The 12,904-nt window shown below is 68.6% G+C and carries 11 protein-coding genes; 4 read left to right on the forward strand and 7 right to left on the reverse strand.

The genetic code is table 11. From position 1 onward, the window contains the following. Window positions 1-16 precede the first annotated feature (16 nt). Window positions 17-1,234, forward strand: coding sequence for a dephospho-CoA kinase (gene coaE, locus RCP38_RS08400; RefSeq protein ID WP_308476669.1), 1,218 nt, complete (start codon window positions 17-19; stop codon window positions 1,232-1,234). 17 nt (window positions 1,235-1,251) lie between these two features. Here coaE and RCP38_RS08405 read toward each other — a convergent pair whose 3' ends face one another. After that, complete coding sequence (locus RCP38_RS08405; RefSeq protein ID WP_308476672.1) at window positions 1,252-1,677, reverse strand: hypothetical protein; 426 nt, start codon at window positions 1,675-1,677, stop codon at window positions 1,252-1,254. A gap of 11 nt (window positions 1,678-1,688) precedes the next feature. Next, a complete protein-coding gene (locus tag RCP38_RS08410) occupies window positions 1,689-2,192 on the reverse strand; it encodes a ribonuclease FAU-1 family protein (protein WP_308476674.1) in 504 nt (167 codons plus the stop codon). 79 nt (window positions 2,193-2,271) lie between these two features. On the opposite strand from RCP38_RS08410, the gene uvrB reads away from it, so the two are divergent. Beyond that, complete coding sequence (gene uvrB / locus RCP38_RS08415) at window positions 2,272-4,452, forward strand: excinuclease ABC subunit UvrB (protein WP_308476676.1); 2,181 nt, start codon at window positions 2,272-2,274, stop codon at window positions 4,450-4,452. Window positions 4,453-4,522: 70 nt separating this feature from the next. Then, window positions 4,523-5,950, forward strand: a complete 1,428-nt coding sequence (locus RCP38_RS08420) for an MFS transporter (protein ID WP_308476677.1) — start codon at window positions 4,523-4,525, stop codon at window positions 5,948-5,950. Here the strand turns inward: RCP38_RS08420 and RCP38_RS08425 are convergent. After that, window positions 5,940-7,511, reverse strand: a complete 1,572-nt coding sequence (locus RCP38_RS08425; protein ID WP_308476679.1) for a glycosyltransferase family 39 protein — start codon at window positions 7,509-7,511, stop codon at window positions 5,940-5,942. The genes RCP38_RS08420 and RCP38_RS08425 overlap by 11 nt on opposite strands. 236 nt (window positions 7,512-7,747) lie before the next feature. Here RCP38_RS08425 and RCP38_RS08430 point away from each other — a divergent pair, with 236 nt between their 5' ends. Continuing rightward, complete coding sequence (locus RCP38_RS08430; RefSeq protein WP_308476681.1) at window positions 7,748-8,194, forward strand: universal stress protein; 447 nt, start codon at window positions 7,748-7,750, stop codon at window positions 8,192-8,194. Window positions 8,195-8,206: 12 nt separating this feature from the next. Here RCP38_RS08430 and RCP38_RS08435 read toward each other — a convergent pair whose 3' ends face one another. The 4 genes from RCP38_RS08435 to RCP38_RS08450 all read right to left on the reverse strand — a co-directional run bounded on the left by RCP38_RS08435 (window position 8,207) and on the right by RCP38_RS08450 (window position 12,829). Next, window positions 8,207-11,311, reverse strand: coding sequence for an ATP-binding protein (locus RCP38_RS08435; protein WP_308476683.1), 3,105 nt, complete (start codon window positions 11,309-11,311; stop codon window positions 8,207-8,209). Window positions 11,312-11,524: 213 nt separating this feature from the next. Continuing rightward, on the reverse strand, window positions 11,525-11,737 hold the full coding sequence (locus RCP38_RS08440; RefSeq protein WP_308476685.1) for a hypothetical protein: 213 nt from the start codon (window positions 11,735-11,737) through the stop codon (window positions 11,525-11,527). Window positions 11,738-11,928: 191 nt separating this feature from the next. Further along, on the reverse strand, window positions 11,929-12,189 hold the full coding sequence (locus tag RCP38_RS08445) for a hypothetical protein (protein ID WP_308476686.1): 261 nt from the start codon (window positions 12,187-12,189) through the stop codon (window positions 11,929-11,931). A 52-nt stretch (window positions 12,190-12,241) separates the two neighbouring features. After that, window positions 12,242-12,829, reverse strand: coding sequence for a hypothetical protein (locus tag RCP38_RS08450; protein WP_308476688.1), 588 nt, complete (start codon window positions 12,827-12,829; stop codon window positions 12,242-12,244). Window positions 12,830-12,904: the final 75 nt, after the last annotated feature.

Below are 12,904 nucleotides of genomic sequence, written 5' to 3' on the forward strand. Positions count from 1 at the left end.
CGTTGAAGGGGCGCAGATGCTGCGAATCGGTTTGACCGGCGGTATCGGCGCCGGTAAGTCGACGGTGTCGGCTACCTTCAGTCGGTGCGGTGGCGTCATCGTCGACGGTGACGTCATCGCCCGTGAAGTCGTAGAGCCCGGTACCGAAGGCCTCACCAAATTGGTCGAGGCCTTCGGGCCGGGCATTCTGCTTCCCGACGGGGCGTTGGACCGTCCCGCGCTGGCCGCGATCGCGTTCAGCGACGACGACAAACGCGCCATCCTCAACGGCATCGTGCATCCGCTGGTGGGGCAGCGCCGCGCCGAGTTGATCGCTGCGGCCGGCACGGATGCGGTGATCGTCGAGGACATCCCGCTGCTGGTCGAATCCCAGATGGCACCGATGTTCCCGCTGGTGATCGTGGTGCATGCGGACATAGAGACACGAGTAACGCGACTGACCCAGTACCGCGGCATGCCGGAGGACGACGCCCGGGCCCGGATCGCCGCGCAGGCCACCGAACCGCAGCGCCGCGACGTCGCCGACGTGTGGCTGGACAACTCCGGCAACCCCGACGAGCTGGCCGCGCAGGCGCTGGAGCTGTGGAACGAGCGCATCCTGCCGTTCGCGCACAATCTCACCGCCCGCCGGACCGTGCCGTCGCCGACGCGGCTGACCGCGGCGGATCCGACCTGGTCGGATCAGGCCCGGCGCATTCTGGCCCGGTTGCGCACCAACTGCGGCCACCGGGCGCTGCGCGTCGACCACATCGGCTCCACCGCGGTGGCCGGCCTGGACGCCAAAGACGTCATCGACGTGCAGGTCACCGTCGAGTCCCTGGCGATGGCCGACGAGGTCGCCGAGTCACTGCTGGCGGCGGGCTACCCACAGGTGGCGGCGATCACCGCCGACAACGGCAAGCCGGACGCCCGCAGCACCGTCGCCGAGTTCGACCACTCCGACGATTCGGCGTTGTGGCAGAAGCGGATCCACGCCTCGGCCGATCCGGGGCGGGCCACCAATGTGCACGTCCGGGTCGCCGGTTGGCCCAATCAGCAGTTCGCCCTGCTGTTTCCCGCATGGCTGTCCGCCGACGCCGACGCCCGCGCCGACTACCTGGCGGTCAAACGCGAGGCGGAGCGCGCCGGGATCGACGGCGGCATCGCGGCGTACGCCGAGGTCAAGGAAGCCTGGTTCGACGCCGCCTACCGGCGGGCGTGGGCGTGGGCCGACAGCACCGGCTGGCGTCCCTGACGGCCCCGTAGCGCCGATCAGGCCATACTGCTGATCAGCGCGCCGCACAGCATGGCGCCGGTGTGGGGATCGTTGGTGTTGCCCCAGGTGTTGATGAAACGCTCGCTCTTGACCGTGGTCACGTCGTCGACCTTGATCTCGCAGTGCACCGTCGCGGTGGTCGGGAAGCGCAACCGGATCACCATGCCGGCCTTACTGGGGTCCGACATCACGGTGTTGGCCTCGAACGGCGCGCCGAACGCGTCGAGGTCCGCGCTGGCGGTCTCGGTGTCGTTGCGCATGAAGGTCACCACGTTGCCGCTGGCCCAGGCATCGACTTTCGCGATGTAGGTGACGTTGTGCAGTTCTTCGGCAGCGGCCGCCGGCGCTGGGATCAGCTGACCGCACCCCAGCAGGGTGGCGGTCGTCGCGGCGGCGACACCGATTCGCACGTTGGCGTTCATACCGGCCGAGTTTACCTGGACCAGGACAGTGCTACCCCGAGGCCGGACAGCCACCGGTGCAGGTCGTAGCCGTTGCGGGCCAGTCCGTCGACGGCGGCGACGGCTCGCAGCACCGCCTGTTCGGCGTCGTCGTGACCCAGTAGACCCTCGCCGACGGCGGCCATCAGCTCGTCGGTGTCGGTGAGCTCGACGCCCTTCCCGGTCCGCACCACCAGATCCAGGTAGTGATCCCGGGAGCGCCAGACCTGCCCCGACGCGGTGTATTCGCCGACGTCGAGATAGAAGTCCTGGTCGCGCTCGTGGCCCGGGTTGAAGTGGAAGATGCTCGCCCGCAGCCCCAGGTCGGGCAGCAGCCAGGACTCCAGGTAGTGGAACTGGGCCCGGCCCGGGGTGGGGCGCGCCATGTAGAGGCCCCACGGTGCGACGGTGTAGACGTCCACGGTCCGCACGATGCCCTTGGGGTCGGTGTTGGTGTAGCCGACCAGGTCGAAGGTCTCTTCCTTGGGGGGATGCACCACTACCGCCTCTCACCTGTGAGCGCCCGCTCGTCTTTCCGCCGCCCGGCTGTCGGGACTCGCGCCTACTCTGGTCTCCGTGGCCTTCGCAACGGAACACCCCATCGTCGCGCACTCGGAGTATCGGCCCACCGCCGACGCCGTGGAGGGCATCGTGCGCGACGGCGGCCGGTTCGAGGTGGTCAGCGAGTACGAGCCGGCCGGCGACCAGCCGGCGGCCATCGCCGATCTGGAACGCCGCATCACGGCGGGGGAGAAGGACGTGGTGCTGCTGGGCGCCACCGGCACCGGTAAGTCGGCCACCGCGGCCTGGCTGATCGAACGTCTGCAGCGGCCCACCCTGGTGATGGCGCCGAACAAGACGCTGGCCGCGCAGCTCGCCAATGAGCTCCGGGAGATGTTGCCGCACAACGCAGTCGAGTATTTCGTCTCCTACTACGACTACTACCAGCCGGAAGCCTATATCGCGCAGACCGACACCTACATCGAAAAAGACAGCTCCATCAACGACGACGTGGAGCGGCTGCGCCACTCGGCGACCTCGAGCCTGCTGTCTCGGCGGGACGTGGTGGTGGTGGCATCGGTGTCGTGCATCTACGGCCTGGGCACCCCGCAGTCCTACCTGGACCGCTCCGTCGAGTTGCAGGTCGGCTCCGAAGTTCCGCGCGACGCCCTGCTGCGGCTGCTGGTCGACGTGCAGTACAACCGCAACGACATGTCCTTCACCCGCGGCTCGTTCCGGGTCCGCGGCGACACCGTCGAGATCATCCCGTCCTATGAGGAACTGGCCGTCCGCATCGAGTACTTCGGCGACGAGATCGAGGCGCTGTACTACCTGCACCCGCTCACCGGGGACGTGGTCCGCAAGGTCGACGCGCTGCGCATCTTCCCGGCCACCCACTACGTCGCCGGCCCGGAGCGCATGTCGCAGGCCATCTCCACCATCGAAGCGGAATTGACCGACCGGCTCGACGAACTCGAACGCCACGGCAAGCTGCTGGAGGCCCAGCGGCTGCGGATGCGCACCAACTACGACATCGAGATGATGCGCCAGGTCGGCTTCTGCTCGGGTATCGAGAACTATTCGCGCCACATCGACGGCCGCGGCGCCGGGACGCCCCCGGCGACCCTGCTGGACTACTTCCCCGAGGACTTCCTACTCATCATCGACGAATCGCATGTCACGGTCCCGCAGATCGGCGGCATGTACGAGGGCGACATGTCGCGCAAACGCAACCTGGTGGAGTTCGGGTTCCGGTTGCCGTCGGCCTGCGACAACCGGCCGCTGACCTGGGAGGAGTTCGCCGACCGGATCGGGCAGACGGTCTACATGTCGGCCACCCCGGGGCCGTACGAGATCAGCCAGGCCGGCGGCGAGTTCGTCGAACAGGTCATCCGCCCCACCGGATTGGTCGACCCCAAAGTGGTGGTCAAACCCACCAAGGGCCAGATCGACGATCTGATCGCCGAGATCCGCAAGCGCACCGAGGCCGACGAGCGGGTGCTGGTGACCACGCTGACCAAGAAGATGGCCGAGGACCTCACCGACTACCTGCTGGAGATGGGCATCCGGGTGCGTTACCTGCACTCCGAGGTCGACACCCTGCGCCGGGTCGAGCTGCTGCGACAGCTGCGGTTGGGCGACTACGACGTGCTGGTCGGCATCAACCTGCTGCGCGAGGGCCTGGACCTGCCGGAAGTGTCGCTGGTGTCGATTCTCGACGCCGACAAGGAAGGTTTTCTGCGGTCCACCCGCAGCCTGATCCAGACCATCGGCCGCGCCGCCCGCAACGTCTCCGGTGAAGTCCACATGTACGCCGACAAGATCACCGACTCGATGCGCGAGGCCATCGACGAGACCGAGCGTCGCCGCGCCAAGCAGGTCGCCTACAACGAGGCCAACGGGATCGACCCGCAGCCGCTGCGCAAGAAGATCGCCGACATCCTCGACCAGGTCTACCGGGAGGCCGAGGACACCGAGGCCGCCGAGTCCGTCCCGGTGGCGGGGTCCGGCCGCAACGCCTCACGTGGGCGGCGCGCCCAGGGCGAACCCGGTCGGGCGGTCAGCGCCGGGGTGATCGAGGGCCGCGACACCCGCAACATGCCGCGCGCGGAGCTCGCCGACCTGGTCAAGGACCTCACCGAGCAGATGATGAACGCGGCCCGGGATCTGCAATTCGAGTTGGCGGCGCGGATTCGTGACGAGATCGCCGACCTCAAGAAGGAGTTACGCGGCATGGATGCCGCCGGAATCAAGTGACGCGACACGAACCGGGCCATTTTCGCGTGTCGAGAGCATCCGTGATTGACTGCAAGCGGTGGTGGATTTGATGGAAGCGGGGACGAGCGACCCCGCTGTGAGCACGGGCAGCTGGCGTGAGCTGCTTGGTAAGCGCTATCTGGGTATGTCGGCGGTGCTCGCCGGCGGCGTCGCTCTGTATGCCACCAACGAATTCCTGACGATCAGTATGCTGCCCAGCACCGTCAAAGACATCGGTGGCGAACGCTTCTACGCCTGGGTGACGACGTTGTATCTGGTCGGCTCCGTGCTGGCCGCCGCGACCGCCAACGCGGTGCTGGTGCGGATCGGGTCCCGCTCGTCGTACCTGCTGGGTCTGCTGTCGTTCGGCCTGGGCGCGGTGATCTGCGCGGTCGCACCCCAGATGGAAGTGCTGCTGGTGGGCCGCACCCTGCAGGGCATGGGCGGCGGCCTGCTGGCCGGCCTGGGTTATGCGCTGATCAACGCGGTATTGCCCAGTTGGCTGTGGACCCGGGCGTCCGGGCTGGTCTCGGCGATGTGGGGGGTGGGCACCCTGGTCGGCCCCGCCGCCGGCGGCCTGTTCGCCCAATTCGGTGTCTGGCGGTGGGCGTTCGGTGTGATGGCCGTGCTCTCCGCGGTGATGTGTGTCGCGGTGACAGCGGTCCTGACGGCCGGGCGTGGCGGCTACCGGGGCGAGCCGATGCAGATCCCGGTCCGTTCGCTGCTCCTGCTGGGTGGTGCCGCGCTGCTGGTGAGCGTCGCGCAGTTGCCGCGCAACTTCTTCGGGGCGGCGGCGCTGCTGTTCGCCGGGGCCGTCCTGTTGGTGCTGTTCCTGCTGGTGGATCGGCGCTCGTCGGCGTCCGTACTGCCCCCTAGCGTGTTCCACGGCGGCCGGGAGAAGTGGATCTACTTGACGTTGGGTCTGCTGATGGCCACCACCAAGGCCAACCTCTACATCCCGCTGCTGGGGCAGCGGCTGGCGCACCTGCCACCGGTGATGGCCGGGTTCCTCGGTGCGGCGCTGTCGACGGGCTGGACGATCAGCGAGATCGCCAGCGCCTCGGTGAACAAGGTGCGGGTGATCGTCGCCCTGGTGATCACCGCACCGCTGGTGATGGCGGCCGGACTGGCGGTGGTCGCGTTCGCCCGGATGAACCGCTACAACCCGACGGCGGTCGCCGCCATCTGGGCGCTGGCGCTGCTGGTGGTCGGCATCGGGGTGGGCGCCGGTTGGCCGCACCTGTCGGCGTGGGCGATGAGCAGCGTCGACGACCCGGCCGAGGGCGGTACGGCTGCGACCGCGATCAACACCGTCCAGCTGATCGGTGGCGCATTCGGCGCCGGATTCGCCGGGCTGGTGGTCAACACCGCGATCAGCACCGGTCTCCCCGCGGCCCGGTGGCTGTTCGCCATCTTCGCGATGCTGGCGGTGCTGGGCTGCGTGGTCGCGACCCGCGCCAGCCGCGGTGCCGGCGCGCTGGTCCGCGTCACGTCTTAGCCACGCCCCGGGTGGACCTGATCACCTGGGCGAAGGTGAACTGCCAGCGTTCCACGACGTGGAAACCCAGCGCGTGCAGCACCCGGCCGTCGGGGGAGCGGGCGAACCGGGCACCCGCGGGCAGCATCGCCGCGGCCTGATGGGCGGGTAGCAGGCGGTCGTGATCGGTGACGGTCCACACGACCGCGCACCGGTCGAGTCGATCGGCCAGCGCCGCCACCCCCAGATGCCCGTCCCACAGCCGACCCAGGGCCTGCCGGTGCGGCCCCAGGCCGGGATCGGTCAGCGTGGCGAACGCATCGGGACGTGCGGCGGTCAGTGCCCGGATCGGTCCCGGCGCCCACCGGGTGGTGTTGTCGATCAGCAGGCAGTCACCGGCCCGGGCGTGCCCGACGATCACGTCGGCCACCGCACTGTAGTCCCAGCCCTCCTTCGCGTACCGGCCGCGTTGGTGCACAACGAAATTGGGTGCCGCGGCGAGTGCCATCACCGCCACGATGCCGATCACGGCCCGGCGTGACCCGACGACGGTGGTGACGGCGAACGCCAGGACGATCGCCATCGCCGGCGCCGTGCCGATCAGATAGCGCGGATAGTAAACGGGTTTCACCCATACCGAGTACGTCATCGCCGCCGCCGTCGGGACCAGCAGCCACACCACACACAGCCACACCAGGGCGCCACGATCGTCCCCGGGGGGACGGCGGGCGCCGGACCGTACCGCGACGACGGCCGCAGCGATCAGCAGCCAGGCCAGCGCAGCGAACGGCGTGCTCTGTTCGAAGTACTGCTGCACGACGATCTCGCCGACGGTGTGCGGCGACGGTGGCCGAATCCAGCCGACCTGACGGATCTGCCCGGATGCGAACCACAGGAACGGGGCAACGGCGGCCGCTGCACCGCCGGCCGCGACCACCCAGCGGCGCCGAACGGCTCGGCCACCGGGCATTCTCCGCAGGGCCGCCGCGTGGACCGGCAGCATCAGCACCGCGAACACGCTCAGCAGGGTCGAGCCCACCACCGCGATCGCGTAACCCACCCACAGCGCACGGGTGTTGCGCCGCAACGCGGTCACCCACAGCACGGTCACCCACACCGCGGCCAGCGCCGAGAACGCGTACGGGCGCGCTTCGATCCCCGCCCAGGTGATCCGGGGCAGTATCGCGTAAACCGCACCGGCACATACCGATACCTGCCGACTGGCGAACATGCGTGACAACACGACCACCCCGGCGGCCCCACCGCCGGCGGCCAGACAACTCGGCAGGCGCGCCCAGAACTCGGTGGCGGGAAACACGGTGAACCAACCGTGCATAAACAGGTAGTACAGACCGTGTACCGCGTCGATGTGAGTGAGCATTCGCCACAGTTCGGGCAGCGACCGGTGCGTCGCCGCGGACAGGGTGGCCGCCTCGTCGAACCACAGCGACGGACGGCTCGCGCCGAGTGCGGCGAGCACCGTTGCGATAACTGCGATTACGGCCGCATCCGGGATGCGCGGCCGGCGGCGGATCGGGGCCGTCGCGGTGCTCACCGGTGCCGGAATCAGGATCTGGCCCACCGGCGTGCCCTGTCGATAACGGTGACCGCGATGACATTCCACGCTACCGTTGGACGCGACGTGTCAGCTACATCACGGACCCGAAAAACCGGGCTTTGTGGCCGGTCAAACGGCAGTGTGAGTTGCAGCGCAGTCGACATGTGGCGCCAATTACCCCCATGGGGGCCTTTAACGCGTTAATGTCGCCATGGCGCAATTTGCGAACATGGCGACTCATGCACTTGGGAGGATTACCAATGGGCGGCTACAAGACCGTGGTGGTCGGTACGGACGGCTCGGATTCGTCGCTGCGCGCCGTTGACCGCGCGGCCCACCTGGCGTCGGCCGAGGGCTCCAAGGTGGTCATCGCCACGGCCTATCTGCCGCACGCGGACGACCCCCGGGCTGCCGACGCGCTCAAGGACGAGGGCTACATGGCCGCGGGCAACGCCCCGATCTACGCCATCCTCAAAGAGGCCAAGGAGCGGGCCATCGCGGCCGGCGCCTACCAGGTCGAGGAGAAGGCGATCGTCGGTGCACCGGTCGACGCACTGGTGGAACTCGCAGAGTCGGTCAAAGCCGACCTGCTGGTGGTCGGCAACGTCGGCCTGAGCACCATTGCCGGACGACTGCTCGGCTCGGTGCCGGCCAACGTCTCGCGGCGCTCCAAGATCGACGTCCTGATCGTTCACACCACCGGTTAGACCGGCGGTGCCTCACGGCATCGCGGCTGCCCAAGCGCGATGCCCGTCGAAACCCAGCGCATCGGCCAGATCGCGGTAGCGGTCGCGGAGATCCGTATAGGCCGGGTGGTCGCCGTGCGCGCGGGCCAGGAGTGCGCGTAGCCGCAGCAACCAGATGTCCCGGATCACCAGGTTGTCCTCGGCGGGCGCGGTCGCCAGAAATTCGATTGCGGTGGCGGCTTCGGCCAGGTCGGCTTCGGTGCCGTTGTCGATCAGGCTCTCGGCGAGGATGTTCGTCGCGTGAAATCCCCAGCCGAATAGTTGGCCGTCGTTCACCAGTTGTCTGGTGATGCTGCGGATCATCGGGATGGCAAGAGCGCGGTCGCCGTGGCGCCCCAGTTCCCGCGCCAGGAATATCAGCGTGATCGGGAATTCGCCCACCTGCGTGATTCCGGCCAGAATCTGCTGTCCGCGGTCGCGTTCGGCGGCGGTGTCGCGGTGCAACAGCCAAAAACCCAACGTCTGCCGGGCCTTGGCCACGGTGTAGTCGTCACCGGATCGTTCGGCGTAACGGACGGCTTCTTCGATGTCTCGCCCGGCGGTGTCATCGGCGGCCAAGACGCCGTACCCGATACCGCTCTGGTACACGAAGGCCACCACCACCACGAAGGACAACGGGTCGATCGTGCGGGCCATCGCCAGTGCGCGCTGCTGGTCGTCGCGCCAGCCGGCGTGCCCCAGCCGCCAACGGGCGATGGCGCGCTCGGACAGCACCACCGCCAGCGGCGAACCGAGCAGGAACCCGCCCATCGTCGGGTCACCGGCGGCCAGGTCGACCACCCGTTGTGTCCACGCCGCCACCTCCTCCCAATGGCCGTTCTCGATCTTGGTGAAGATGGGTGCAAACGACAGTCCGACCGTCAATGCGGGATCGCCGATCGAGGTGAGTAGCGCCATCGCCTCGGTGGCGCGTTGCGCGGCTCGGTGCGTCCGGTCGTGATAGACGTCGTCGATCACCAACCCGGCCATGGCGATCGCCAGTGACGGTTTGTCCTCGGGTGCCGTGCACAACTCGCTCAGCTCGTCGAATCGTGTTGTGCCATCGGTGATATCGGATCTCCAGGTGATCCCGCACAGCATGGTGCGGGGCGCGATCCGCATCGCGGCGCGGCCCGGATCGTCGGCGGGCAGCGCGTCGGCGATCCGCTCGGCCCGCTCCCAGCTCTGTCGCGCCGCGTTGATGTCGCGGTCCATCGCCCAGGCCGCGGCGCGCAGATGCCACCCGTAGGCGCCGTGGCGGTCGCCGGCGGACTCCAGGTGTTCGGCGATCAACGCGGCGTTCTGGTCGGCTGCCCCGGGTTCGCGGGCCTCGATGGCCGCCGCCACCCGACGGTGCAGCTCGGCGCGGTCGGACTTCAACTGGGCCTCGTAGGCGACCATCCGGACCAGCGGATGCCGAAACGCGTAGTCGGCGTCCGGGGCCACCGGAACGGCCTCGATCAGTTCGGCGTGGATGAGATCCTCGACGCACGGGTCGACGCCGAGCGCGGCCAGCAGATCACCGCTGAAGCGCGACCCGATGACCGCGGCGGCGGCCAGGGTGCGTTTGGCCGTCGAACCGAGCCGGTCGATGCGGGCGGCCAGCGTCGACTGCAGGGTCGCCGGAACCCGCAGCTCAGCGGTCGCGGTATGGCACACGTAGCTGCCGCGTTCACCGACCAACACCCCGCGCTGCCCGAGTTCGCGGGTGATCTCCTCGGCGAACAACGGGTTGCCGGCCGACTGTTCGGCGATCACCCCGGCGACGGCGGTCACCGACGGGTGCGCACCGACCAGGTCGTCCACCAGCAGGGCGGTCTCGCGGGCGCTCAGCGGTTGCAGGGCCACCGTCCGCACGCCCGGCGCCTGTTGGAGAGCACCGCGGTACTCGGGCCGACAGGTGATCAGCGCCAGCGAGCAGGTTTCGGCGATGACGGCCAGGAAATCGACCAGCATCGACTCACTGACCTTGTCGATCCAGTGCACGTCCTCGACGACGAAGATCGCCGGATGGGTGCGGGCGACCTGCACGGTGTGGATCAGTGCGGTCAGGCGGCGGCGACGCGCATCCGGGTCGATTCGGGGCAGTTCGGAACCGGGTTCGACGACGCCGAGCACATCATCGAGCAGCAGCATGTCCTCGGGATCGGCGCCCGGAGCCCGTTCGCGCATGGTCGCACGCACCTGTGCGTCGTCGAGCGCCCCGACCCGTGCCACCGCGCGCAGCAGTCGTGCGACCGCGACGAACGCGATATCGGTGGTGTGCGCCTCGCAGAACGCCGAGAACACCTCGATGCCGAGATGTCTGGCGGTCTGCACCACTTCGTCGACCAACCGGGTCTTGCCGATCCCGGCGGAGCCCACCACACATGCCGCGGCGCCGTGCCCGTGCACCGACCGGCCCAGCATCGCCTCCAGCGCCGCCAGTTCGGCGTCGCGCCCCACCAGTTTCGATTCCGAGGACCGGTCACGTGCGCGCCGCGGTGCCACGCTGAGCAAGCGGCGGGCCGGGACCGGATGGTCGATGCCCTTGATACGCACCATCTCCGGTTCGGCCAGTACCGACACTGCGGTGACCAGTTGTGCCGTGGCCGCACTGAGCATCACGCCACCCGGCGGTGCGACGGACTCCATCCGCTGCGCCATCCCGACCTGCTCACCGATCGCGGTGTAACCCAGTGCGCCCGAACCGATGTCACCGACGATCACTTCTCCGGAGTTGATTCCCACCCGGAGCTGCAGGTCGATCCCGTCGCGCCCGCGTAGCTCGGCAGCCAGTCGGCGACTCTGTTCCTGAATGCCCAACGCCGCCAGGCAGGCCCGCACGGCGTGGTCTTCCAGCGCCATCGGTGCACCGAAGATTGCCATGATGCCGTCGCCGGTGAACTTGTCCACGGTGCCACCGAAGCGATGAACCACGACTGCGGCCCGCTTCACCAGATCGGCCATGATCTCGCGTAACCGTTCGGTGCCCACCGCGGAGGCGATCTGCATCGAATGCACCACGTCGGCGAACAGGACGCTGACCTGCTTGTATTCGGCGTGCTGGCCGTCGGTGGTGATGAGGGACCCGCAGCTATCGCAGAACCGTGCGCCCACCCGCGGTTCTGTGCCACATGTTGTGCATGTCGGTGTGGTGGTCATCCGACCCCTGCCTCCGACCCCCGAAGATCAATAAGTATAGGCGCGTCTTGCCTGATGGAAAGGGGTTCTGCAGGGTGGATCAGGCGGCGCCGGTTCGGGACGGTCGTCGGCGTCTGCGGCCCGCGGCACTCACCGTGCGTTGTGAGCGGTGTCGAATCCGGTCACGGCTCAGACCGCTCCACCGCATCCGCCCGGCGGTGCCGGCGGCGGCACCGGCGTCCCATTGTCGATGACGCACTCGGCGCCGTTGGGGCCGCCGTTGGTGCCGGCCAGTCCGTTCGGGTTGCCGTAGAGCGGGATACCCCACTGGCGGGTGTGCCAATAGCTGCCGTCGGGGTAGCGTTCGCCGTCGCAGAAACCCATCCAAATGGGGGATCCCATCGAACCGCCCGCGCATTCGCCGGTCGACGGGTTCGGGATATGCGGGTCGGCTGCCGCGGTGGGGCCGCCCCCGATTGCGACGGCGGCCGCAATACCTGCGGTCAGTGCTATGCGGATTGATTTCATACCGATCATCACCATTCGCTCGATTCCGTTGTAGGAGTTGAGAAACCCGTTCCGACGGGCGCAGCTCAGGGGTAGGTGGTGACCTGGTGACATTCTCGGGTGACGACGTCGCACTGGACCGGGTTGGTGGTCCAACCGCCGTAGGTTCCCGGTGTGTTCCAGGTGGGCATGAGTGGGCCGTGGTACGGCGGGGTGCCCTCGCAGTTCCAGTCGCCCTGGAACAGGCAGCGTGGTGCCGCCTCGGCCGCGGGAGTGGCAGCCGGGAAGCCGGCGCCGACGGCCGCACCCACCGCCGCGACTAGTGCATATCTGGCAATCCGGTTCATCGTGAACACCTCCACGACCGGTATATCGGGTCGCACCGACAAGTCGCCACTGTCAGATGCCGTGGCAACCGTCTTTGAGTACCAGTTCGACGACCACCATGGCTTCGTCGTAGTCGTCGTAGATGTTCCGGTCGAGCAGGGTCAACGCCAGATCGACGGGTTGCATCTGCGGGTGCTTGTGGTGCAGTGAGCAGATGAGGGGCTCGGCGATGCGCGCCTGTGGGGTGGCCAGCGGCGGGACCGAGGTGGCGATGGCGGGCGGTGGCGCCGGGGCGGGCACCGTCACGGTAGGAGGAGGGGCAGGTTGGGTGACCGTCACCGTTGCCGGCGGCTCGGGCGGGGTCGGCGCTAACGCGACGTCGGGCGTGCGAGCCGACGCGGGGCCGGCGGTGTCCGGCGTCGGTGCGGTGCTGCGGCCGAGGAAGAACGCCGCGGCCGCCACCGCCCCAGCCGCCAACAGCACGAGCGCGACGATCCACGCCGGCCGGAGCCGCGGCGGCTGGTAGTCGACGACCGGTATCGATGTGGTGTGGTCGCTGTACGCGAGGGGGCCGTCGGCGACCGTGTGCGCCGGGTCCAGCTCGGTGGTGGGCAGCGGCTCATCGGCGGGCGCTGCAGCGGTGGCGTCGTCGTCGGACATGGCCGAACCGTATCCGGTGGTTACGACGCTTATCGTTCGCCGTCGACGACGGGAGCGCATCAGCGTCAGCGCGGC

The organism is Mycolicibacter sp. MU0083 (assembly GCF_963378075.1).
Lineage (GTDB): Bacteria > Actinomycetota > Actinomycetes > Mycobacteriales > Mycobacteriaceae > Mycobacterium > Mycobacterium kokjensenii.